Below are 23,076 nucleotides of genomic sequence, written 5' to 3' on the forward strand. Positions count from 1 at the left end.
AAAGTTATAGGAATCCTGCTCAATAAAAATATTCAACAATAAAATAAATGATCGCTGTTTTTGGTTAATTATTTATAGGAATTTAAAAATCTAAGACTAAGTATGATTTCATTTTTAATTATAAATCTATAAATCATTTGCATAAAAGATTAAAGTCATTGGAATATCTGATTCTGAATATAGACATTAGCTAATAGTAGCCCGCACATATGAGTCAATTTAAATTATTTAGTTTTGTTTAGAATTGAATTAGTAGCTTATTTTTGCGTTGACTAGGTTGATTTAATTAAAAGTTAACTAAAATCTTCATACTTAACTATGTTGGGTGAAGAAAATTTTTTTGTTTAGCGTAATTTAGCAAAGTTAAAAGGATTTACTGGCATTTTTAGCTAAAACTAAGTATTACTTTTGACAAAATTATTAAACTTTTTAGAATACAAATCTGTTATATTCCATACATTTATCTACTTAAATAAATCTCAGATAAGTAGAACGGTGCAAATAAACTAAAGTATGTAACGAACAGTAAAGTTGCCTAAAAACCTCTTTTCTTCTGCCTTGTCATAACGACAATTTTTAACACCACCCTACTTAATATAAATAAGACTAAATATTTTTTAAGTGGAACCCCTGGTTCTTGTTTGTCTTTTACTAATCCACATTTACTAGCTTGTGATCTTGCTTTGATTCTTTAAATCAGATGTACTTTTTTATACAAAATTTTATCAACTCAATATTGATCTCCTTGAACTTTTTCCCTAAACATAAAGATATCCAAAAAGTGATACTTATCAGTTTGCTGCGCAAGAACTATCACTGTGTTATTTTGGCTTAACTTTAAATTTGAAAGTTTAAGAATAGGTAAGCTTTTAGTGAAATGTATGCGACTTCACTAATTTTTCATTTGATATTTTGCTTTTATAGTCGTTATTGTGCCAGTATCGTAAAAAGTTATAGTAATTGAAACTCTCAGTTATCAATGCTTTCAGCGATTATGATGCTTTAAGCAAGCTCTGTGAAATATTGAGTTAAAAAAGAAATACTGATGTTTTAGTATGTGCTGTTGTGACTAATAGGCAAGCAAAGCATACCTAAGGATTGGCTATTAACCAATTCCCAATTCCTTGTTTTAGGGTTTAGCAGTTTTAATCAGGAACGTTGACCAGTAACAATATATGCTACTCGTTGACCAATGTTAGTAGCGTGATCTGCCATGCGTTCTAGGCAGCGAATTGCCAAAGCTAACAGAACAATTGGTTCTACTACGCCAGGAACATCCTTTTGAAAAGCTAAAGTCTGATAGAGGCGTTCATACGCATTATCAACAACATCATCTAATCGCTTAACACTTCGCCCGCCAGCTTCATCCAAATCAGCTAAAGCTACTAAGCTAGTAGCTAACATAGCTTGAGCGTGATGGGACATAACTGCAATCTCTGGTAAAGACGTATGAGGCGGGTAAGGAAAAATTTTAATGGCAATTTCAGCAAGATCTTCAGCGTAATCCCCAATCCGCTCTAAATCTCGCACTAGCTGCATAAAAGCACTCAAGCAACGTAAATCTTGTGGCGTAGTTACTTGCAGTGTCATGATTGCCGTACAGTCTGACTCGATTTGTCTATAAAAGCGATCAATTTTTTTATCTAATTGAGGAAGCTCCTCAGCTGCTGTTAGATTGCGGGAAAATAAAGCTTGGTGGCTAAGACGAAACGATTGTTCTACCAAAGCTCCCATGCGTAATACATCACGCTCTAAGCGCCTAATAGCGCGCGCCAACTGGGGTCCATCGGGATTGGGACTATAAAAGACAGCTTTCACACTTGTATTCTCAAACGTGAAGATATTTTTTAACTATAGTCTTGGCTTGAAGTATTTGCCATCACTTCCGGAAGTTGCACTTGTATCCATGCTCCACCAGTTTCGGGGTGATTCATGGCTTTGATTAAACCACCGTGGGCGAGAACAATTTGCTTAACTATTGCCAAACCTAAACCACTACCTACAATTGTAGTTGTGGAATTACTCTCTTGTAGTGAATCTCGCGTTCGTGCTTTATCTCCTCTGTAAAAACGCTCAAAAACATGGGGTAAATCTGTTTCTGAAAATCCAACTCCGGAATCAACGATATTAATTTCCAGCAAAGCAGAAGTAGGATTGCTTTTATGGGTATCTTTTACCGATAAGATTTTGGCTTGGACTTGAATAGTTGTACAAGGAGGACTGTATTTAATACTGTTGTCTAGCAAGTTGAGAAAAACTTGGTACATCCGGGAGCGATCTGCTTTAATCCAGAAAGATTCTGGTCCAGAATAGTTAAGATTGAGATGCTGCCTTTGTGCCAATGGTTCTAAAGTTTCCCAAACAGATGCAATTAGCGATCGCACTTCCATTGCTTCAGGATGCAGTTGAATGCTTGGGTCTGTTTCCATTTGAGTAAGGTCCAACCAACCTTGTACCAAATTAATCAAGCGATCAACTTCTTGCATGAGGCGGTTAACCCAACGATTTAAAGGTGGTTCTAAACGGTTTTGTAAAGTTTCTACAACCAAACGAATCGAAGTCAGTGGTGTTCTAAGTTCATGTGCTAAATCCGAAAAAGAACGATCTCTGACTTGATTCATATCTAGCAGGGGTTGGCGATTTTCTAAAAATACTCCTACTTGCCCGTTATGTAAGGGAAAGCTAGATGCTCGTATAGCTAGAGATTTTGTTTCTAACATTGCTGTTGCATTCTCACAAGAAGGGTGAAACACCCACTCTTTCACTCGTGGTTGTTGGCAATCGCGAGTTTGCTCAATTAAACGGTCAAGTTCATAAGAACGCACTAATTCCAGTAACAACCGCACTTGTCCTGGTTGCCATCTCTCCAGATACAATATCTCCCGAGCTTGCTGGTTACACCACAACAGTTGATTTTCTTCATCCACCTGCAAATATCCCAATGGTGCAACATCTAGCAGTTGTTGGTAGGTTTCCAGCGACTGTTGTAAATCCTGCCGTTGCTGCTTCACCAATGCTATTTCCTGCCGTAAATGAGGAATCAGCGGCAGTATTACCTTGGAAGAGTGAGAATTTAAAGGTTTGAGTACTCGCTCCAAGTAGCGGTCTAGTTGAACCTGTTGCCAAATCCAAAACCCAACGCCTACTGCTAAACCCAAACAAAATCCCAATAAGAGCATTTAAGTCATTAGTTTTTTGATAACAAGTAAAAACTAACAACTATCCTAAGCAATTATCCAAATCGATAGCCAAAACCTCTGACAGTCACAATGTACTCTGGACGACTAGGATCTAACTCTAATTTTTCTCGCAACCAGCGGATGTGAACATCTACAGTTTTGCTATCTCCGACAAAATCTGGTCCCCAAACTTGATCCAGCAATTGTTCGCGTGACCATACTCGACGGGCATAGCTCATAAACAGTTCTAGAAGCCGAAACTCTTTGGGCGACAGACTTACCTCTTGACCGCGAACCAGCACACGACACTCTTGAGGATTCAAGCTGACATCCTTGTACTTTAATACGGGTAGTTGAGGCAATGTGCTGAAACGCTGGCGGCGAAGTAAAGCACGACAGCGAGCAACTAACTCCCGCATACTAAAGGGTTTGGTGAGATAGTCATCTGCTCCTACTTCTAAACCTAGAACACGGTCAGTCTCACTACCTTTGGCACTAAGCATTAAAATCGGTACTGGGTTTCCTTGATGACGTAGCAAGCGACAAATATCTAAGCCATTGATCTGCGGCAGCATTAAATCAAGGACTACCAAGTCAAAGGAAACTTCTCCTGAGTTCGGTTCAAAACTTTTGAGATATTCTACAGCCGATCGCCCATCAGTAGCCGTTACTACTCCATAGCCTTCTTCCTCCAACGCTACCACTAGCATTTCCCGGATTAGTTCTTCATCTTCTACTACTAGAACGCGGCTTGTTTGCCCTATATCCGCTTTGGCAGAAAACTTGGTTGATTCGCTGGTATACATTGAGATCACAAAAGTTTGGGTCTGTACTGCTATCAAGACGATGACTGAATCAATTATCGAGCCTCAGTGCATTTACGCCTCTAAGCATAATGCTTTACTTGATAAAACGTAACATTCATCACATAATCTCAAATATTATAAATCACTACTGCTACCTACAAGCAGATAAGAGTGTTTTTCAGAGCTTGAAATATTGAATTTTTGTATGCACGCAATTCCTACTTGACAATAACGGAATTAGTTGAGTATATTTTCATAGTACACAAGTACTATAAATTAAAGAAAGCTTTTCCCTTGAAACAAGCGGACACTTGTGTAGATAGTTCTTAAGGATTTTTAGTGTCTGTTGATTCTTTGTTTCAGTATTTGCACTGCGTGAAAAACGCATATTTACAGGCTACTCTGATGTCTGCATAGGTAAGTCTTGGTATGGCTTGCTACTCACTACATTGTTGCATGTTTAAAGGAGTTGAAATATGACTACAGTTGCAGTCAAAGACAGCAAACAACAAATAGTACAGGCATTTCAACAAATTATTACAGAAAGGAAAAAATTAGATTCAAAAATAGCCACTAAACAAGAGGAAGCAGAAAAGGCAAAAAATCAAGAAATTCTAGTAGCTGCTTCTACATACACTGTTGATAGTATTGTTAAAGGTTTAGCTGATTTACAATTAGAGTTTGGTGGTATTGTCAATGCCCTATCTGAAAAATTAGCTCAAGAAAATTCCAAATTAGATGAATTAAACCGAGCTATAGAAATTGCAAATCAGCAGTTACAAGAGCTTCAGCAAATCAGGATTGTAGCAGATGTTTTAGATATTTTAAATCAAGAACATCAAGAAAAGCTAAAAATATTAGAACAAGAAATTTCCAGTAAGCGAGAAGCTCTTGAAAAAGAAATTATAACTAGGCGTAAAGAGTGGCAAAAAGAGCAAGCAGAATACGAAGAAGCACTAAAATCTTATAACGAATTATTAGTTAAACAACGTACCTCCGAAGCAGAAGAATATCAGTATAAGTTAGAAACAACACGAAAACTAACTACAGATGCTTATGAGGCAAGAAAACGCAACTTAGAACGGGAAATACAAGAAAGTACTCAACAGAAACAGAAAAACTGGGCTGAACGTGAAAAAATCCTCACTGAACATCAACCTTTGTTTACAGAATACGAGAAAAAAATCGCAGCATTTCCTACTGAGTTAGAAGAAGCAGTTAAGAAAGCTAGAGAAGAAGCAATTAAAGAGACAAGCCAAAAAGCTAAAGTCGAAGCTGATTTGTTTGAAAAAGAATGGGAATCAAGCAAACAGAGTTATGAATTAAAAATTCAATCTTTAGAAGAAACTATTAAGAAACAAACTGAGCAAATTGAAGGAATGTCTGCTCAATTACAAACTGCCTTGAAACAGGCGCAAGACTTAGCAATGAGAGCTTTTGATAGTTCTAATGCTAAATAGTGATTAATCCGATGATGACAATCTTAATTGTCTTGATAAGTTAATTTTAAAATTATGGAGGTTTGTTGTGGTAGTTAAAAAACCAACTGATAAGAGCACTAAAGCTGAAATCTTGCAAGCTTATGAAGAGTTAGCAAAAGAGACAGCAGCCGTTAAAACACAACTGAATCAAGCACTGAAAGAAAGCCAAGCTGTTGCTAAAGAGAAGCCCAAATTAGAGATAAAGACTACTATGAATCCGCAATCTACTGTTCAGCAAAAGATGAATTATACAATTGAAAGCTTGGCTAAAATTCAGTTAGGCTTTGGTAGTGCGGCCAATGAATTATCTGAACAGTTAACTACGCAAGCATCTAAATTAGCAGAAATTAGAGAAAATGTAGAGAAAGAAGTAGAACAGCTAAAGCAACTACATAATTTAGAAATATCTGAAGATATTTTGGATACTCTGATCGCAAACTATGAAGATAATTCTAAAAACTATCAAGAAGAGTTTAGCCAGCAGAAAGAAGTTTTATTACAAGAAATTGATGAGCAAAGGAAAACTTGGATAAAAGAACAAGATGAAAATAGCAGATTAATCAAAGAACGAGATGAAAATCTCAAAAAGACTCGGCAAAGAGATGATACAGAGTATAAATATAATTTAGAACTTCAACGGAAATTAGCAAAAGATGAATACGAACAGCAGCAAAAAGAGTTAAATAAGCAATTAGAAGAATTTCAGCAAGAAACAGAGAAAGAATGGGCTGAGTGCGAAAAAATAATTGCTGAAAGAGAAAAACAATTTGAAGAATCTAAAGCTAAGGTAGAAGCATTTCCGAAAGATAAAGAAGCTGCTCTCAAAAAAGCAACAGAGGAAGGCAAGGGTATTGCCTACTATCAAGCTAAAATAAAATCAGATTTATACAGTAAAGAAGTAGAAGGACAAAAGCGTTTTTATGAACAAAGATTGCAATCTTTAGAACAAAATATTACTAATCAAGACACTCGCATTCAAAACCTTTCTAAGCAGCTTGAATCTGCCCTCAAGCAAGTTCAGGATTTAGCAGTGAAAGCTATTGAAGGAACTGCAAATGTAAATTCATATCAAGCAATCAAAGAAATAGCCTTAGAACAAGCGAAAAGTCAAGTGAAGAATAAATAAGCCAATTGTATTTTCCAGATAAATGTAGAGATGTAACTCGAGTTACATCTCTACAAAACAGCATTTTTATATTTATCAAAAGTCTTGACTTAGAGTTAGTTGTCTCTTTTAGGCGGAATACCATTATTTATCGGTTTTTTTCTACTTGTTGCTTGATTAGCTATGTTTTTATTATTTGATGATTGCTGAGAATTATTTTGTGTGTTAGACATAAGACTAAACCCGTGAATAATTTATTTATCTATGTTTTAAATCTACATAGTGTGCAGCTAGATCTCCGGAAATTATTTAAATACTTTATATTCAAGTTAATTCAAAACAGTTAAAAATAGGCACTCAAAAAAATAGAGACGCTATAGCTTTACGTCTCTAAAACAGAGGAAACCCATTATTTTTATTTATTTAAAAAGTTTAAAAAATAAATTCTCAAAAATTAAACAAACAGAAACTTAGTTTGTTTCATCTAATTTTTTAGGCTGCTGTTGATTATCAGGCTTTTTGTTGCTGTTGAACCTGATAGCACCAGGCTCAGTTTTGGCTGGCTTGCCATTGTTGGGAGGTTTTCGACGAGCCATAGAAACACAATCTTTAATTGTTAACTCTCTACAAATTGAACTACAGGAGTATAAATTATTAATCCGGAAAATTTAGGAAAAGAGCTAATGTGTAGCCTAATATATCTTGCTGCTGGTAGATACTCATCAATTTTCCGTAAAAGGATAAGTATCCCATTTTGGCAGTCGCCCTCAGACTAGAAGTCTGGGGCTACACAAACATAGCTTGCCTCCGCAGGCTAGATGTCGCCAGGGATTTTTCCTAGGTGGGATATTCGCCCTTTCTATCTTCTGGCCGGATTAACTTTGTAATCTGGTTCCAGAGGGAAGGTAATGTTAAGCAAAGGTGGAAAAATCTAGATTGGGTGGAATATCTTGAATACGCCCTGGACCGATCGCACGCAGTGCTTCTTTGAGGTCAATATCGCCAGTGTACAAGGCACGACCTACAATTACACCAGTAACGCCTTGTGGTTCCAATGCCAACAAGCTCAACAAATCGGTAACAGAACTCACCCCTCCAGAGGCAATTACTGGTATAGAAATTGTGGCAGCGAGTTCTCGCAACGCATCTAAATTCGGCCCGGCGAGAGTTCCATCGCGGTGGATGTCGGTGTAGATGATCGCAGCTGCTCCCAATTCTTGCATTTGTACAGCTAGTTGAGTAGCTAAAACTTCTGAAGTTTCTAGCCAACCGCGAGTTGCTACTAGTCCGTTACGGGCATCAATACCGATAACAATCTGTTCGGGAAATTCTTGGCAGAGTTGCTGTACTAGCTGGGGTTGTTCTACGGCAATAGTTCCCAAAATCGCCCGCTGTACGCCTATATTCAATACTTGCTGCACGCTGGCCTTGTCGCGCAATCCCCCGCCTACTTGAATCGGTACTGATACAGCTTGGGCGATCGCTTCAATTGCCCCCAAGTTTACTACTTTACCCGCTTTAGCACCATCGAGATCAACCACGTGTAGCCTAGCAGCACCCTGATCAACCCACTGTTTGGCAACATCAGCAGGATTTTCACTAAAAACTTGCGATCGCTCGTAGTCTCCCTGATAAAGTCGCACACAGCGGCCTTCTAGTAAATCAATTGCTGGAATTACATCCATTTACCTCATCCTCAATGCAATCACAAAGCTAGCTATACGTGGGTTTTTTCTGTGGAAGTTTTGAGTTTTAATTGCCTTACAGCTTGCCAGAAACCCAGCACAACCAAAATATTAGCAAGGGTCAAAAACACTTCTGCACCACCATGCAGCCAATCGACATCTGCTAAAGCCTTGCCATAATGAACTTTGGCATAAATTCCCGCTGGGATGGTGACACCCACAAATACTAAAGTGCCGTAAAATCCATACAAAGCCAAACGTGGCATCTGCTTACTGCGGCTGATAAACCACAAGAAACCCAAATAAGGAAACAGCGAAAGGGCAAAAAGGGCGTCTTTAGATATCATCGCTCTAATTTGATAGGTTGGGCTACAACAGGATTAATTCCTTTGTTAGCAGTCTTGGTGGAACGCCAAATCCACACCGCAGCTGCCCAAAGGGTAAAATTACCAACTAAGGTCATGGTAGCTTGAAGCGTTACCAGCCATTCTAAAGATTCGGGATTGTCGAAATAGTGCCAGGTGCAAGCACACATAGCACTAACCAAAGCTGGTAGCATGGCGAAGGATAATCCCCACCAAGTCCGGTTACCAGTAAGTTCGCCGTAAGTCCAGATTAACCAAATGGCGGCAATCCACTCAATGACGCTAGAAACATGAATAATCCAGGTGGGAATTGAAAGGGCGTGCATAAGTAAGTCAAGGGTCAAGGGTTTAGAGTGACGTGGAGAGGGGGAGACGTGGCGACGCGGAGATATTTGGAATAAATTTTCCCGGTGTCTGCTTATATTCGTGGCGTTCGGTCAAGAGTCTTTTGTCCCCCTGCTCCCCTCCTTCTCCTCTCCCCATCTTCCCACAAGAAAAATCCGATTTTTTGGGAAGTATGCCAGCCATCTCACCTAACATTTGTATAAGTGATAGATAATCAGGTGCAAAGAAACTCGATTAGCTAAATCCAAAATTAAAAATGAAACCGATGCGGGCGTTATTATCTGGGTATTACGGAAAAGGTAATGGTGGTGACGAAGCTTTATTGGCAACGCTGTTGCAAATGCTACCGCCTCATGTCACACCTGTAGTGCTTTCTGGTAATCCTGACCAAACCCGCGATCGCTATGGTGTAGAATCTCACAATCGCATGGCTGTTTCAGCTGTACTGCAAGCTTTGCGCTCTTGTGATGCTTTTATATGGGGTGGTGGCAGTTTAATCCAAGATGTTACCAGTGCCATTAACCCATTTTATTATGGGGGATTGATGACTTTGGCACAGAAAATGGGTTTAAAAACTGTAGCTTGGGCCCAAGGAATTGGTCCCTTGAAGCGTCGGCAAACTCGTTGGTTAGCCAGACAGACCTTTGCTAGTTGTACCAAAGTTAGTGTACGCGATCGCGCTAGTGCTGCTTTGTTATCTGATTGGCAAATTCCTTGTCTGCTTGCGCCCGATCCAGTTTGGGCGTTGGAGTCCAAGCCTGTACCCGGACTTTGGGATTTACCTGCTCCCAGAATTGCTGTAACTTTGCGATCGCATCCTCAACTTACAGAAACGCGCTTGGCAAACTTAACTCGCGCTTTGGCTGATTTTCAAAAAGCCACGCAAACTTTTATACTACTATTGCCATTTCAAAAAAGTGAAGATTTAGAAATTGCTTCAGCAATTCAACCTCAACTCAAAAATGTTAGTCACATTATGTGTCTGGAAGATCCACAACTTTTAAAAGGTGTGTATCGCGGTGTGGAAATGGTTATTGGGATGCGTCTACACAGCTTGATCATGGCAGCAGCTGAAGGTTGTCGCTGTTTTGCTCTCAGTTATGACCCCAAAGTGAATCGCCTCATGGAAGACTTAGAAATGCCTGGGTGGGATTTGGCCGCTATACCAGAGCAACCCAATTTAATTAGTACAACTTGGATGGAGCATTACGCTAATGGCGATCCGCTTTCACCAGAGCAAATTCAATCTTTGGTAGATCGAGCCTTAATGCACCGTGAGTTATTGAGTGAAGCGTTAACAACTTAGACCTCTTATCATAAGTCGATTTTTTTTGGATATTGAACCACAGATAAACACAGATGAACACAGATAGACATCGGTGTTTATTTGTGTTCATCTGTGGTTTTTTATTCTTATTGAGATTTTTGCCAGAAGTCTATTGGCCACTTTCATAACCATTAAAGAGGGAACGGGCAACAGAGTATTTTCAAATGAGATTTAGACCTTTTTTTGGATATTGAACCACAGATAAACACAGATGAACACAGATAGGCATCGGTGTTTATCTGTGTTCATCTGTGGTTTTTTATTCTTATTGAGATTTTTCCAAGAAGTCTATTGGTCATTTTCATAACCAATGACAAATTGACAAATAACTAAAACCTACTTACCAAAGCCTTTACCTCTACTAGCAGAAGGAAGACAAAGGCAGTTTTCTATCTGACTGAGCAAAGTTTGGCTATCTAAATGTTGACCGATCAACACTAGCTGATTTTTTGGTTTACCTTTCCACTCATCATCATCCATTGTGAAGCGCTTGCCGCACAAGTGGAAAATATGACGTTTGGGGCTTTCATCAAACCACATAATCCCCTTTGCCCTAAAGACATCAGTGGGTAGTTGGTTATCTAAGAAATATTGAAACTTCCTAATAGAAAAAGGTTTATCACTTTCAAAAGACAATGAGGTGAAACCATCATTTTCTAAGTGGTCGGAATGATGGTGATGATGCTCATGGTCATGATCGTGATGTTCATGACCGCATGTAGAATGATCGTGGTCGTGGTCATGATGATCATGATTGTGCTCATGCTGCTCATGTTCATCCGCCACGTTATCAAAATACTTGTCAGACTCAAACAAACCAACACTAAGAATTAAGGGAAGTGGTACTTCTGAACGCGTGGTGCGCAGAATTCTTGCTCCTTCCTTAACTTCACCAATTTTTCGTTCTAATTCATTTAAAGCAGCTTCATCAACTAAATCTGCTTTATTCAAAATAATGACATCACCATAGGCAATCTGACTATATGCCGCCTGAGAATTAAATAAATCTAGGCTGTAATTTGCCGCGTCTACTACGGTAATAATTGAATCCAAACGAGTTAAATCCCGCAGTTCTGTGCCGAGAAATGTTAGGGCTACTGGCAATGGATCTGCTAGTCCAGTTGTTTCTACAACTAAATAATCTAACTTCTCTTCTCGTTCTAGAACTTTGTAAACGGCGTCAACTAAATCACTATTAATGGTGCAACAAATACAACCATTATTTAATTCCACCATGTTTTCATCGGTGGAAACAATTAATTCGTTATCGATGCCAATTTCACCAAATTCATTGACTAAAACAGCGGTTTTTAAACCCTGCTGATTAGTCAGGATATGATTAAGTAATGTCGTCTTACCACTACCGAGGAAGCCTGTAATAATAGTTACAGGTATACCTTGTTTTGGCGCATCCATTGCTTGAGATTCAGGAGTAACTGCTGATTGCATAGCGCTCTAATCAAAACAAATAAAGTCAAAAAGTAGGAGTGTAGCGCAGAGAGTCCAGAAAACACTAGGATAGGGATGCTGGACTCTCATCCCAGGTGCTTTACCCTATTATTACGTATCTACCTATTTCAAAATTATTATCTGAACCTGTACTTGCTTTAATCTGCATCTAGATAGGTAGTCAAGATGTTTACCACAATTAGGTTTTACCATTCTGAATCTTGAATTTTGAATTTTCAACTGCTTATGACCCTAACCCTTTACAATACCCTCACCCGTCGCCAGGAACCCTTTGAAACAGTAGAACCGGGCAAAGTTAAGATGTATTACTGCGGCGTGACGGTATACGACTACTGTCATTTGGGTCATGCCAGAGCTTGTATTGTTTGGGATGTAGTGCGGCGATACCTTCAGTTTATCGGCTATGAAGTGCGCTACATCCAGAATTTTACCGATATTGATGACAAGATTCTGAATCGAGCGCGGCAAGAACAATCATCAATGGAAGCTGTTGCCGATCGCTTCATTAAAGCCTATTTTGAAGATATGGGTAGGCTGGGAATCAAAGAAGCTGATGAGTATCCCCGTGCTACCCACACGATGAATGGCATTCAACGGCTGATTCATGATTTAGAAAATAAAGGCTATGCTTATCCAGCATCGGGTGATGTTTACTATGCTGTGCGGCAGTTTTCTGAGTATGGTAAGCTTTCTGGGCGGAAGCTAGAAGATATGCAAGCGGGGAAAAGCGATCGCGTCAACTTAGAAGATCCAGAATACCAAAAGAAAAAAGACCCCTTTGACTTTGCTTTGTGGAAAGCAGCAAAACCGAATGAACCTGCTTGGGAATCACCTTGGGGTGCAGGCCGTCCGGGGTGGCATATAGAATGTTCCGCAATGGTGCGCGATCGCTTGGGCGATACCATAGACATCCACGCTGGCGGTGCTGACTTAATTTTTCCCCACCATGAAAACGAAATTGCCCAATCAGAGGCGGTGACAGGCAAACCTTTATCTCGCTACTGGCTGCACAACGGCATGGTAAAAGTCGATGGCGAGAAAATGTCCAAGTCTTTGGGTAACTTTACCACCATCCGCGATTTATTAGATCGAGGCGTGGAACCAATGGCGGTGCGGTTGTTTGTCCTGCAAGCCCAATATCGCAAGCCCATTGATTTTACCGATGAAGCGATCGCTGCTGCCACCAACGGCTGGTATACCTTAAAAGAAGGTTTGCTCTTTGGTTATCAATATGGTGAACAACTTGGTTGGGAATTAAAGGACACAGAGGCGCAGGGACATGGAGAAGAAATCTCTACCTCATACATAGAAAGTTTCAAAGAAGCCGTGAATGATGACTTTAACTTCCCTGGTGGGTTAGCAGTAATCTTTGAATTAGCTAAGGAACTGCGCCGTGAAGGAAATATCATTGTGCATGAAGGCAAAACGGAAACACCAGCAGATGAATTACGCCAACAATGGCAAACACTTGTCACCTTGGCTGGAGTCTTAGGTTTAGAAGCAAAGTTAGAAGATGAAACTTCTGTGAGTAATGGTTTGAGCGATGTAGAAATTGAAGATTTAATTCAACAACGCCAAGCAGCTAGGAAAGCAAAGAATTTTGCCGAAGGCGATCGCATTCGTGACGAACTACAAGCTAAAGGTATTACTCTAATTGATAGCCGGGATGGCACCCGTTGGCACCGTAATTAGAGGTTAGGTTTTAGAAAAATATTACCTAATCCCCAATACCTAATCTTTAGTACCTAGTTATTATGTTCTTGGAACTAACAAAAGCGATCGCTGATTTCAATATTCCTGCTGATTGGGTTGGTATTAGAGTTGTTAAAGAAACAGCCTCTAACCGTCATGTTCGTGATGGCTTACCGCAAGCTAACGGCAAATACTCCACAATGGGGGCAATGTTGGAAGTTTTGGTAAATGGCTGTTTGGGTTATGCTGCTACCAATTCTCTAGATATTGCTAGCTTACAAGCTGCTGCGGAAATAGCGTATAAACAAGCACTAGTCGCCAGCGAATGGTGGATTTATCCGTTCGGTGAAACTGAGCGTCCTAAAGTTGTGGGTGAATATATATCACCATTTTTAGAACCATTAGATGCTCTCAGTCCTGGGGAAATCAACTATTTGCTGGTTCGGATTTGCCAGACGTTGAAAGTTAGCGACAAAATTGTGCAAACCACAGCTAGCTTTACCAGCAGCGAAAAAGAGACATGGTTTGTTAGCAGTAATGGCTCCCAAGTGTACCAAAAGTTTCTTTCTTTGGGCAATCATTACGGAGCTACTGCCCAAGATGGAGTGATCGTGCAGCAGCGTACCAACAACGGTTGGCACGCAAACTGTTACCAAGGTGGACTGGAACTATTAAAACAAGAAGGCTTATGGCATCGGGTGCAACAAGTTGGTGCGCAAGCAGTCGAACTATTGACAGCAAATGAGTGCCCGAATACACGCACTAATGTAGTGTTAGCACCAGACCAAATGATGCTGCAAATCCATGAAAGTGTCGGACATCCCCTAGAAATTGACCGAATTTTAGGAGATGAGCGTAACTACGCTGGAGGTAGCTTTGTCAATAAAAGTGATTTTGGCAAGCTAGTCTATGGTTCGCCATTGATGAACATTACCTTCGACCCCACCGTACCTGGTGAATTTGCCAGCTATGGCTTTGATGATACTGGCGCTGAAGCAACACGCGAGTATGTGATCAAAGAAGGCATACTTCAGAGGGGTTTAGGTAGTCTAGAAAGCCAAGCCAGAGCTGATGTAGCAGGTGTAGCTTGTGCCCGTGCTTCCTCTTGGAATCGCCCCGCGATCGACCGCATGGCAAACTTGAATTTAGAGCCAGGAAATGCCAGCTTTGACGAAATTATAGCCGGGATCGAACATGGTGTTTACATGGAATCTAACCGTTCTTGGTCAATAGACGATCGCCGTTATAAATTTCAGTTTGGTTGCGAGTATGCCAAATTGATTGAAAACGGTAAACTTACTAAAACCCTCCGTAACCCCAACTATCGAGCCACAACTCCAGAATTTTGGCAAAGCTTAATCAAAGTAGGTGATGCTTCTAATTGGCAAATTTACGGTACTCCTTTCTGCGGTAAAGGAGAACCAAATCAGGCAATTTGGGTAGGACATGGTTCACCAGTTTGTCTATTTGCTAACGTCGAAGTGTTTGGCGGTGGTAGTTGAATAATCAGTCATTTGTCATTGTCTACATTCCTTTGTCTGTTTATCTCCCTCATCTCCTTCATTTTTCCTGCTCATGAAAATTGACGAGTTATCTGCTTTAGAAGTCAGCTTCAATCAATTAATTGAAACTCTACTCATCAAAAAAACTGCAACTGAAGAATTCACTGTGAAACTCAGCAGTGAGCGGAGTCAATTTACTCGTTTCAATCACGCTAAGGTGCGACAAACTGGTTATGTCGCTGATGGTTGGATTGAACTGACTTTAATGGAAGATCAGCGCAGTTGTTTTCGGCAATTTCCCTTCACTGGCAATTGGAATATTGATTGGCAAATAGCATACAACTCTTTACAAGAGTTACGTGCAGAGCTTCGTTTGTTACCTATCGATCCATATCTAGTTTTGCCATCAGGAAATAATACGAGTAGAGAGGTAAATTCTGGTAAATTATTGGCAAATGAGGATGTAGTACCAACAATACTAGAGCTAGTTGCAGAATTAGATTTTACTGGGATATATGCCGGGGAAATTGTCATTAAAGCTTATGGCGATTCTCAAGGACAAAAACATTGGTTTGCCACAGATACATTTACTTTAGACTATTCTTTATTTAAAGAATCAGGACAAGCAGTTAAAGGCACATTTGCAGGTAGCAATTGGAATCAATCTGCTTATCAAACTAGAATTAGTGAAGATAAAAAACAATTAGAACTACTTTCCCTCGCCGCTAAAGAATTACCGAGAGGAAAATATAAAACTTATTTTGCGCCTGCCGCAGTTGCCGATTTAGTAATGATGCTCTCTTGGGGGGCTGTGAGTGAAGCCGATCTCAGACAAGGGAACAGTGCACTGGCTACACTATCTCGACAAGAAAAATTTCTTTCGCCAGAGTTTAGTTTAAAAGAAAACTTTCAACTAGGATTGGTGCCGCGATTTAATGCGTGGGGAGAAATGGCAGCACCAGAGTTACCAATAATTCAAAAAGGATTTTTAGTAAATACTTTAATCAACTCTCGGACTGCTAAAGAATATCAAAAAATTGCTAACGGTGCTAATAGTTCAGAAACTTTACGCGCACCAGAAGTAAGCCCAGGAAATTTGGCATTTGAGCAGATTTTGCCAAGTTTAGATACAGGTTTATATGTATCGAACTTGCATTACTTAAATTGGAGCGATCGCCCCACAGGTAGAATTACAGGTATGACCCGTTATGCTTGTTTTTGGGTAGAAAAAGGTGAGATTATCGCCCCCATCGAAAACTTACGTTTTGATGAAAGCCTCTATCGCTTTTGGGGAGATAATTTAGTAGATTTTACCAATTTTCAAGAATTTATCCCCGAAGTCGGAACCTACGAAAGCCGCCAACTCGGAGGCAGTCTTGTTCCAGGAATGTTGGTAAAAGATTTTACATATACTTTATAAGTAACTACGGAATTGCGTCAACCAGTAGGTGTTAAAGAAACGAGGTGCAAAATTTTAGCTGGATTTACTGCTGCATCAAGGTTTGAGCCTTATTGCTCAAAAAACAGGTTGACGCAAACTCTAGAATTCAGGCTGGGAAAGGATTTCAGAAAAAATATTACCTTATCTCTTGACGATACCTAGCGCTGGAATGCTAACATGACTCCAGATCGACGCCACTGCACCTTGAAAACTAAATACAGTTTGCCTTTCAACACCGGGCCGTTGAAATACAATAAAATCCCTATCAGGGATTGAAACAATTACCTAACTATCGAAAAACAACAGTATGATGTTGAAATACAATAAAATCCCTATCAGGGATTGAAACACGGACGGGCATGGAATTGCTACGGGCGGATGCCACTGAAGAAGTTGAAATACAATAAAATCCCTATCAGGGATTGAAACATTGTGGTGGCAAGTCCTAGTTTCGTACTCATTGGTTGAAATACAATAAAATCCCTATCAGGGATTGAAACGTTGATAGGCGTAGGCGCAGATTTAAATAAGTGTAGTGTTGAAATACAATAAAATCCCTATCAGGGATTGAAACTGTTTCGTCATCCCACCAAAAATCATTCCCTTCAAGTTGAAATACAATAAAATCCCTATCAGGGATTGAAACGCTTTTAAATTTTTTCTGACAGACATTTGGAGTGTTGAAATACAATAAAATCCCTATCAGGGATTGAAACTATGCTTATCTCCCCGGAAAGAAACGGATAAGCCGTTGAAATACAATAAAATCCCTATCAGGGATTGAAACTACTTACTAACGGATTACCCAATTGACTTAGAAGGTTGAAATACAATAAAATCCCTATCAGGGATTGAAACTATTACGCGCAACAGTTTAATATCGATCTCCCTGTTGAAATACAATAAAATCCCTATCAGGGATTGAAACCGCAGCGCACTTAATACACTGCCCGCAATATTAGGTTGAAATACAATAAAATCCCTATCAGGGATTGAAACTCGTTTCTTCAAAATTCCGTTGAATCCGGTAACCTGTTGAAATACAATAAAATCCCTATCAGGGATTGAAACTCTAATGCCGTAACTCTTTCTGCTGCTTTTTGTTGTTGAAATACAATAAAATCCCTATCAGGGATTGAAACACCTTGAATTAGAGGGGAAAAATAAAACCTACAACGTTGAAATACAATAAAATCCCTATCAGGGATTGAAACAATCTTGGGCATAAAACAAATTGAATCTCGCGTATTGTTGAAATACAATAAAATCCCTATCAGGGATTGAAACTTCGCCGCTTCTGGCGCATCCACTCTCTTTTGTTGAAATACAATAAAATCCCTATCAGGGATTGAAACACTGAACTTCTCTAAACTGAAAGTCTGCGATGACCTGTAGTTGAAATACAATAAAATCCCTATCAGGGATTGAAACCAATTTTGTGATTATCAAAATAATACTCAATAGCGTTGAAATACAATAAAATCCCTATCAGGGATTGAAACAAGAAAATGCTTAATGTAGCAGCACCTAAACATGTTGAAATACAATAAAATCCCTATCAGGGATTGAAACCGTAGAATGCGCGTCTTGTTTCTTGCAGTTGAACATGTTGAAATACAATAAAATCCCTATCAGGGATTACAATAAAAGTTTGACTACACTATCTATTTCTGTAAACTTCATTGATGAGAATATCTTTAACACTGAAGTAAATAATTAATATAGTTAATAAAAATTGGGCAAATTGTAAAATTGGATCTAATCGCCATCCTTGAAAAACAAAAATAAAGCCACACAGCAACATGACACTTGGTATCAAGAGTGCTTGAAGAATATAAATAACAAAAGTTATACTATTAAGCCTGTTAGCACGTCTAAATAGCAAAAATACCATATAAATCATATACAATATACCGAAAATTATATATAGTATTCCCAGCAAGCTAGCTGTATTTAAACCAAAATTAACTTGCATAAAAATTAATGCATTTAAAATGGCCATCTTAATATTATTCCTCAGTATTTAATCACTTTATCTATTGCTAGAGTTGGTTTTAGTTACGTTGTTTAGATTCCCGACTTCTTGAAGAAGTCGGGAATCTTTTAAATGTTAAACGTGAATTAAGATTACGTTTGCTTTATTTCCAAAATGGGCTTTAAATTTGTTTTTTTAAAGAAAGGATTTTTTTAAAGTTAGGAACACAGTGAGATATCACACAGTTTATTTGCGACTAGTCATTAGCCAAAATGTTTTCTGTGTTGACATTATCTAAATTTTGAATTTTTATAAAACCCTCGTTTTATTTCATCATCTGCCTAAATAGGTAAATTTCAGAATCAAGCTTATCTTTTCTTGGGTGGTGAAGAATTTCGCTGCGGAGGCATATCTGCTCGCAGTTCTTGTCTCCCATTGGTGATAATTCGCAACATATCTTTAAGATCCTGTTCAATACCTTCTAAGACACTATCAGCATATTGATCGGCACCATTTTCAATTTCTTGAGCTTGTGCGATCGCTGTTTGTCGCATTTCCTCTAACTCTTGCATACAAGCACGACGCTTTTGCTCAATTTCAGCAAGAGTTTCTTGCATCATGGCATCGCATTCTTTTTGTACTTGTGTTCTTAGCTGTTCAGCTTCACGCTCTGCCTGGTTGATAATATCGCTTTCAGCTAGGATTTGCGATCGCTTAGCTTGAGCCGCTTCAACAACTTGCTGGCCATACTCTTCTGCTTCCAGCAGAATTTCCTCTTTTTGATCGAGGAGCGATGCTGCTTCTTGAAAAACTGATGGTAAAGAAACCCTGATAAAATCAAGCTGTTCTAGCAGTTTTTCATCATCTACTAGCGTGCGTCCAGTCAAGGGAATTCTCAGACCAGAAAGAATAATTTCCTCTAGGCGATTGAGTTCCTCCTGAATATCTACGCTTCCCGATCCTTCGGGATCGTCTTGAGGGGGGTGATTGTTTCCGTTGTGATTGGGTTCAACATTGGAGAGTTGTGGTTGTAGCATTGGTATATTTCTAGAGCAACGTGCGGGGGAACGAGATGATCGACAGAGCCACCAAACCTTGCAATCTCTTTTACCACACTACTACTTAAAAAACTATACTCATTGGAGGTGGCTAGAAAAACAGTTTCTATCTGAGTGGAAAGAGTTTTATTAGTATGAGCCATCTGAAGCTCGATTTCAAAGTCTGAAACTGCTCGCAAACCCCGCAATAACACTTGTGCTTGCCGCATTTGAACGTAGTTAACTGTTAGACCATCAAAACTATCTGCTTCGACATTTGGCAAATGTCGTGTAGATAGACGAATCTGTTCTAGCCGTTGCTGCACGCTAAAAAGTGGAGTTTTATTAGGGTTCCGCAATACAGCCACAATTACCTGCTCAAACAGCCGACTAGCGCGCTGAATGATATCCAGATGTCCCAAAGTGATGGGATCAAAGCTGCCAGGGTAAATAGCAATCACAATCTTCGATACATCAAAGTTATGTAGGCGATTATATCTAAACCTGCTTCTAAAGCCATTGAATCTTAGAGAAATACTATTTTTGTTAGAGAATTTAAAGATACTAAGTAATCGTTACCATGTAAGTACACTAGTCGAGATAAAAATAAGTTCATAGTGAGTTAGCACTGTCTTGGGAACCAGTGCAACGCACTCGCTCCCCAGGAACGGCTAGGGTTAAGACTTTAGTCCTAAATTTTTAAGCACTTAGAGCGGATTTTAAGTTGGTGAAGTACAGATTATAAGCCACAAATTTAGGCATCAAGCCTGTTTTACTTCTGAATTCTGGATTCTGACATCTTTATTCTGCTGTAAGTGCTTACTACAAATTTGAAAGGTTTTTACCTCAAAGCAAAACCTGCTCTAATTGTCTTATATACTCAAAGCTCCTAGCTTCTTGTCCTATGATTGGAAGCTGCTAACGCTAATTAATAATTTAGTTATCTAGGTACTTTTGCATGGCACTGGATCTTTCCACTTTGCCTTTGGCATTTCAGTTTACTTCTCCAGGCCCGATTCTCTGGAGGATAGGGCCAATAACTATTCGCTGGTATGGCTTATTAATCGCCACAGCAGTGCTAATTGGTGTCAGCCTTTCCCAGTACTTGGCAAAACGCCGTAACGTTAACCCGGACTTACTCAGTGATTTGTCAATTTGGCTGGTGATTGGGGCAATTCCAGCAGCACGGCTATATTACGTTTTGTTTCAATGGCCAGAATATGCCCAGCACCCAGAGCGAATTATCGCTATTTGGCAAGGAGGGATTGCAATTCACGGAGCAATCCTGGGTGGTCTTGTGGCAGCCTTAATATTTGCCAAACTCAAGCAAGTTTCTTTTTGGCAGTTGGCAGATTTAGTAGCGCCTTCGCTGATTTTAGGGCAGGCGATCGGACGTTGGGGAAATTTCTTCAACTCGGAAGCTTTTGGCGACCCTACCAATTTACCTTGGAAGTTGTATATCCCAGTGGATCGCCGTCCCCCAGAGTTAGCTAATTTTGAGTACTTCCATCCCACTTTCCTCTACGAATCTTTGTGGGATTTAATGGTGTTTGCTTTGCTAATAACGCTGTTTGTTCGGAGTCTGCAGGGCAAACCACGCTTAAAGATAGGTACGCTGTTTCTAACCTACTTGGTAGCCTACAGCCTAGGACGCGTGTGGATTGAAGGTTTTCGTACTGATAGCCTCATGCTAGGACCGCTGAGAATGGCTCAAGTCGTGAGTTTAATGGGAATACTTTTAGGATTAGCTGGGTTAGCTTGGCTTTACTTAGCTAAACGCCCATTGCCAGATGTTGTTTCCACCCCTAGGAGTAATGGAGCGATAGAGGGGATGAGGGAGACAGGAGAAACAAGGAAAAAATAACTAATCACCCTTGACTCCAGACCAATGACCCCAAAATAAAAAATGCCCTAGAGTGTTCTCCAGGGCTTAACCAGGGTGCATCTACCATTACTCTCTACTAGGGAAATAGAGTCTATCCGGAAAGACACTGAGAATTTATCAAAAATTTTTTTTGAAGAATTGCCTTAAACGATCTTTATGAGTAAATTTACTGATAAATTAAGTTCATCAAAAACTTTTACCCCAGTAGAACCAAGGGTTTACATTGTAGGAGCAGGCCCCGGAGATCCAGACTTATTAACGGTTAAAGCGCAAAAACTCCTGACTGTAGCAGATGTAATTTTATTTGCTGATTCCTTAATACCTGAACAGATTTTGAAGCTTTGTCGCTCAGACGCAGAAATTATTCGGACTGCGAATCAGACTTTAGAAGAGATTGTACCGCTGATGATAGAACGGGTGCGATCGCATAAATCTGTAGTCCGCCTCCATTCAGGCGATCCTAGTCTCTACAGCGCTATCCAAGAACAAATGCAGCTTTTAAAAGAAGCAGAAATTCCCTTTGAAGTCATTCCAGGGATCAGCGCCTTTCAAGCCGCCGCCGCGAAACTCCAAGTCGAACTAACTGTTCCTGATTTAGTGCAAACTATCATTTTGACGCGCATCAGCGGACGTACAGAAGTTCCTGCTAGAGAAGAACTAGCTACTCTTGCAGCACATCAAGCTAGCCTTTGTTTATATCTGAGTGCGCGCCATGTTGAAGAAGCACAAGCCAAGTTACTAGAACATTATCCAGATGAGACACTAGTAGCGATTTGCTTTCGTGTAGGCTGGCCTGATGAGAAAATTCGGGTTGTTCCTCTTCCGGAAATGGCAGATTGTACCCACAAAGAACAGCTAATTCGCACCACACTTTACATTATTAGTCCAGCACTCTCGCCAGCAACAGGGCGATCTCGTCTATATCATCCCGAACATCATCATCTATTTCGGTCTAGTCATTAGTCATTTGTCATTAGTCTTTTTTCACTCGTTGTTCTGTTTATTCCTTCTGTACCCTCTACATTCCTCTCATCTCAGTGCCACGGGCAGTTTGCTCAAGTCGGGAAACCCGCCCACGCAACTGCCCTCCTCTGCGCCTCTGTGGTTCGATAAACTAAATAACATAATTGCCATAATCCAAGTTGACAATTTTGAATTTTGAATTATTTCCTATGCCATTAATTAAAGTACAAACTTCTGTATCTGCCCCAGAAAAGGCTGAAGTTGAAGCAATGCTCAAAAGCCTATCAGCTAAGTTGGCAAAGCATTTAGGAAAACCAGAATCTTATGTAATGACAGCTTTTGAATCAGAAATTCCGATGACTTTTGCTGGTACTACAGATCCGGTTTGCTACATTGAAATTAAAAGCATCGGCACTATGAAACCTGACCAAACTACCAGTATGAGCCAGGATTTTTGTCAACAAATTAACCAAGCTTTAGGAGTACCCAAAAATCGCATTTATATAGAGTTTGCAGATGCTAAAGGCGCGATGTGGGGCTGGAACGGTACAACATTTGGTTAGGGAGCATCCCAGTTTTTATTTTGCAACCATATGATAACTGTCATTGCGAGGAGGAACGACGTAGGCGGAGCCTTCCCGAAGGATAGCAATCGCATGAACTCGCTCTTAGTTGTAAGATTTTGCGATTGCTACTCTTCGAGAACGCTTTCAGCGTTAAGCGAAGCTATGCCGCAGGCTTTACGCTTCGCTCGCAATGACGTTCAAAAAAGTGCGATGCACCCCAACATTTGGTTAGATGCTCATCTATTAAAGTTC

General features: G+C 39.8%; 20 protein-coding genes and 1 CRISPR repeat array. Of the genes, 9 read left to right on the plus strand and 11 right to left on the minus strand.

Features of this window, described 5'->3' with window-relative positions:
• Positions 1 to 1,149: 1,149 nt before the first annotated feature.
• From phoU to BV375_RS19270, 3 genes are read right to left on the minus strand one after another with little or no spacing between them, the layout of a single operon-like run.
• Positions 1,150 to 1,818, minus strand: a complete 669-nt coding sequence (gene phoU / locus BV375_RS19260; RefSeq protein ID WP_086763239.1) for a phosphate signaling complex protein PhoU — start codon at positions 1,816 to 1,818, stop codon at positions 1,150 to 1,152.
• Between the two features lie 29 nt (positions 1,819 to 1,847).
• A complete protein-coding gene (locus BV375_RS19265; RefSeq protein ID WP_086763241.1) occupies positions 1,848 to 3,179 on the minus strand; it encodes an ATP-binding protein in 1,332 nt (443 codons plus the stop codon).
• A 53-nt stretch (positions 3,180 to 3,232) separates the two neighbouring features.
• Positions 3,233 to 3,985: a response regulator transcription factor gene (locus BV375_RS19270; RefSeq protein ID WP_086763243.1), complete on the minus strand. Its 753-nt coding sequence runs from the start codon at positions 3,983 to 3,985 to the stop codon at positions 3,233 to 3,235.
• A 476-nt stretch (positions 3,986 to 4,461) separates the two neighbouring features.
• Here BV375_RS19270 and BV375_RS19275 point away from each other — a divergent pair, with 476 nt between their 5' ends.
• Both BV375_RS19275 and BV375_RS19280 read left to right on the plus strand, forming a co-directional pair.
• A complete protein-coding gene (locus tag BV375_RS19275; RefSeq protein ID WP_086763245.1) occupies positions 4,462 to 5,445 on the plus strand; it encodes a hypothetical protein in 984 nt (327 codons plus the stop codon).
• A gap of 67 nt (positions 5,446 to 5,512) precedes the next feature.
• A complete protein-coding gene (locus BV375_RS19280; RefSeq protein WP_086763247.1) occupies positions 5,513 to 6,592 on the plus strand; it encodes a hypothetical protein in 1,080 nt (359 codons plus the stop codon).
• Positions 6,593 to 7,041: 449 nt separating this feature from the next.
• Here BV375_RS19280 and BV375_RS38750 read toward each other — a convergent pair whose 3' ends face one another.
• The 4 genes from BV375_RS38750 to BV375_RS19295 all read right to left on the minus strand — a co-directional run bounded on the left by BV375_RS38750 (position 7,042) and on the right by BV375_RS19295 (position 8,947).
• On the minus strand, positions 7,042 to 7,167 hold the full coding sequence (locus BV375_RS38750) for a hypothetical protein (protein ID WP_279432937.1): 126 nt from the start codon (positions 7,165 to 7,167) through the stop codon (positions 7,042 to 7,044).
• Between the two features lie 315 nt (positions 7,168 to 7,482).
• Positions 7,483 to 8,256 carry a 1-(5-phosphoribosyl)-5-[(5-phosphoribosylamino)methylideneamino]imidazole-4-carboxamide isomerase gene (gene hisA, locus BV375_RS19285; RefSeq protein WP_086763249.1) on the minus strand — a complete coding sequence of 258 codons (774 nt, stop codon included), beginning with the start codon at positions 8,254 to 8,256 and terminating at the stop codon, positions 7,483 to 7,485.
• A 32-nt stretch (positions 8,257 to 8,288) separates the two neighbouring features.
• Positions 8,289 to 8,603 (minus strand): DUF3593 domain-containing protein, encoded by a 315-nt coding sequence (locus BV375_RS19290; RefSeq protein ID WP_086688878.1) that lies wholly within the window; start codon positions 8,601 to 8,603, stop codon positions 8,289 to 8,291.
• The gene (locus BV375_RS19295) at positions 8,600 to 8,947 is read right to left on the minus strand and encodes a DUF2499 domain-containing protein (RefSeq protein ID WP_086763251.1); all 348 of its coding nucleotides are present in this window, start codon (positions 8,945 to 8,947) and stop codon (positions 8,600 to 8,602) included. The genes BV375_RS19290 and BV375_RS19295 overlap by 4 nt, the downstream gene beginning before the upstream one ends.
• 284 nt (positions 8,948 to 9,231) lie before the next feature.
• On the opposite strand from BV375_RS19295, the gene csaB reads away from it, so the two are divergent.
• On the plus strand, positions 9,232 to 10,272 hold the full coding sequence (gene csaB / locus BV375_RS19300; protein ID WP_086763331.1) for a polysaccharide pyruvyl transferase CsaB: 1,041 nt from the start codon (positions 9,232 to 9,234) through the stop codon (positions 10,270 to 10,272).
• A gap of 357 nt (positions 10,273 to 10,629) precedes the next feature.
• Here csaB and BV375_RS19305 read toward each other — a convergent pair whose 3' ends face one another.
• The gene (locus BV375_RS19305) at positions 10,630 to 11,742 is read right to left on the minus strand and encodes a GTP-binding protein (RefSeq protein ID WP_086763253.1); all 1,113 of its coding nucleotides are present in this window, start codon (positions 11,740 to 11,742) and stop codon (positions 10,630 to 10,632) included.
• Positions 11,743 to 11,988: 246 nt separating this feature from the next.
• Here BV375_RS19305 and cysS point away from each other — a divergent pair, with 246 nt between their 5' ends.
• The 3 genes from cysS to BV375_RS19320 all read left to right on the plus strand — a co-directional run bounded on the left by cysS (position 11,989) and on the right by BV375_RS19320 (position 16,377).
• Complete coding sequence (gene cysS, locus BV375_RS19310; protein WP_086763255.1) at positions 11,989 to 13,455, plus strand: cysteine--tRNA ligase; 1,467 nt, start codon at positions 11,989 to 11,991, stop codon at positions 13,453 to 13,455.
• A gap of 62 nt (positions 13,456 to 13,517) precedes the next feature.
• A complete protein-coding gene (locus BV375_RS19315; protein ID WP_086763257.1) occupies positions 13,518 to 14,957 on the plus strand; it encodes a TldD/PmbA family protein in 1,440 nt (479 codons plus the stop codon).
• A gap of 73 nt (positions 14,958 to 15,030) precedes the next feature.
• On the plus strand, positions 15,031 to 16,377 hold the full coding sequence (locus tag BV375_RS19320; RefSeq protein ID WP_086763259.1) for a TldD/PmbA family protein: 1,347 nt from the start codon (positions 15,031 to 15,033) through the stop codon (positions 16,375 to 16,377).
• A 263-nt stretch (positions 16,378 to 16,640) separates the two neighbouring features.
• A CRISPR array of direct repeats spans positions 16,641 to 18,043; the repeat unit is 37 nt; unit sequence GTTGAAATACAATAAAATCCCTATCAGGGATTGAAAC.
• A 15-nt stretch (positions 18,044 to 18,058) separates the two neighbouring features.
• Here BV375_RS19320 and BV375_RS19325 read toward each other — a convergent pair.
• The 3 genes from BV375_RS19325 to coaD all read right to left on the minus strand — a co-directional run bounded on the left by BV375_RS19325 (position 18,059) and on the right by coaD (position 19,871).
• Complete coding sequence (locus BV375_RS19325; protein ID WP_208095841.1) at positions 18,059 to 18,400, minus strand: Ycf66 family protein; 342 nt, start codon at positions 18,398 to 18,400, stop codon at positions 18,059 to 18,061.
• A gap of 341 nt (positions 18,401 to 18,741) precedes the next feature.
• Complete coding sequence (locus BV375_RS19330; RefSeq protein WP_086763261.1) at positions 18,742 to 19,410, minus strand: DivIVA domain-containing protein; 669 nt, start codon at positions 19,408 to 19,410, stop codon at positions 18,742 to 18,744.
• On the minus strand, positions 19,320 to 19,871 hold the full coding sequence (coaD, locus tag BV375_RS19335) for a pantetheine-phosphate adenylyltransferase (protein ID WP_086763263.1): 552 nt from the start codon (positions 19,869 to 19,871) through the stop codon (positions 19,320 to 19,322). Before coaD ends, BV375_RS19330 begins: the two co-directional genes overlap by 91 nt.
• A gap of 497 nt (positions 19,872 to 20,368) precedes the next feature.
• Here coaD and lgt point away from each other — a divergent pair, with 497 nt between their 5' ends.
• From lgt to BV375_RS19350, 3 genes are all read left to right on the plus strand, one after another.
• Positions 20,369 to 21,274: a prolipoprotein diacylglyceryl transferase gene (lgt, locus tag BV375_RS19340; protein WP_086763265.1), complete on the plus strand. Its 906-nt coding sequence runs from the start codon at positions 20,369 to 20,371 to the stop codon at positions 21,272 to 21,274.
• Positions 21,275 to 21,451: 177 nt separating this feature from the next.
• Positions 21,452 to 22,258, plus strand: coding sequence for a precorrin-4 C(11)-methyltransferase (gene cobM / locus BV375_RS19345; RefSeq protein ID WP_086763267.1), 807 nt, complete (start codon positions 21,452 to 21,454; stop codon positions 22,256 to 22,258).
• A 209-nt stretch (positions 22,259 to 22,467) separates the two neighbouring features.
• Positions 22,468 to 22,821, plus strand: coding sequence for a phenylpyruvate tautomerase MIF-related protein (locus tag BV375_RS19350; RefSeq protein ID WP_086763269.1), 354 nt, complete (start codon positions 22,468 to 22,470; stop codon positions 22,819 to 22,821).
• Positions 22,822 to 23,076: the final 255 nt, after the last annotated feature.

The sequence above is a fragment of the Nostoc sp. 106C genome (assembly GCF_002154725.1).
Taxonomy (GTDB): Bacteria; Cyanobacteriota; Cyanobacteriia; order Cyanobacteriales; family Nostocaceae; genus Aulosira.

Bases quoted from the DNA above. Each gene is read 5' to 3' on its own strand.
- BV375_RS19265 (WP_086763241.1), bottom strand. From the start codon at position 3,179: ATGCTCTTATTGGGATTTTGTTTGGGTTTAGCAGTAGGCGTTGGGTTT.
- BV375_RS19270 (WP_086763243.1), bottom strand. From the start codon at position 3,985: ATGTATACCAGCGAATCAACCAAGTTTTCTGCCAAAGCGGATATAGGG.
- BV375_RS19275 (WP_086763245.1), top strand. From the start codon at position 4,462: ATGACTACAGTTGCAGTCAAAGACAGCAAACAACAAATAGTACAGGCA.
- BV375_RS38750 (WP_279432937.1), bottom strand. From the start codon at position 7,167: ATGGCTCGTCGAAAACCTCCCAACAATGGCAAGCCAGCCAAAACTGAG.
- hisA (WP_086763249.1), bottom strand. From the start codon at position 8,256: ATGGATGTAATTCCAGCAATTGATTTACTAGAAGGCCGCTGTGTGCGA.
- BV375_RS19290 (WP_086688878.1), bottom strand. From the start codon at position 8,603: ATGATATCTAAAGACGCCCTTTTTGCCCTTTCGCTGTTTCCTTATTTG.
- BV375_RS19295 (WP_086763251.1), bottom strand. From the start codon at position 8,947: ATGCACGCCCTTTCAATTCCCACCTGGATTATTCATGTTTCTAGCGTC.
- csaB (WP_086763331.1), top strand. From the start codon at position 9,232: ATGCGGGCGTTATTATCTGGGTATTACGGAAAAGGTAATGGTGGTGAC.
- BV375_RS19305 (WP_086763253.1), bottom strand. From the start codon at position 11,742: ATGCAATCAGCAGTTACTCCTGAATCTCAAGCAATGGATGCGCCAAAA.
- cysS (WP_086763255.1), top strand. From the start codon at position 11,989: ATGACCCTAACCCTTTACAATACCCTCACCCGTCGCCAGGAACCCTTT.
- BV375_RS19315 (WP_086763257.1), top strand. From the start codon at position 13,518: ATGTTCTTGGAACTAACAAAAGCGATCGCTGATTTCAATATTCCTGCT.
- BV375_RS19320 (WP_086763259.1), top strand. From the start codon at position 15,031: ATGAAAATTGACGAGTTATCTGCTTTAGAAGTCAGCTTCAATCAATTA.
- BV375_RS19325 (WP_208095841.1), bottom strand. From the start codon at position 18,400: ATGGCCATTTTAAATGCATTAATTTTTATGCAAGTTAATTTTGGTTTA.
- BV375_RS19330 (WP_086763261.1), bottom strand. From the start codon at position 19,410: ATGCTACAACCACAACTCTCCAATGTTGAACCCAATCACAACGGAAAC.
- lgt (WP_086763265.1), top strand. From the start codon at position 20,369: ATGGCACTGGATCTTTCCACTTTGCCTTTGGCATTTCAGTTTACTTCT.
- cobM (WP_086763267.1), top strand. From the start codon at position 21,452: ATGAGTAAATTTACTGATAAATTAAGTTCATCAAAAACTTTTACCCCA.
- BV375_RS19350 (WP_086763269.1), top strand. From the start codon at position 22,468: ATGCCATTAATTAAAGTACAAACTTCTGTATCTGCCCCAGAAAAGGCT.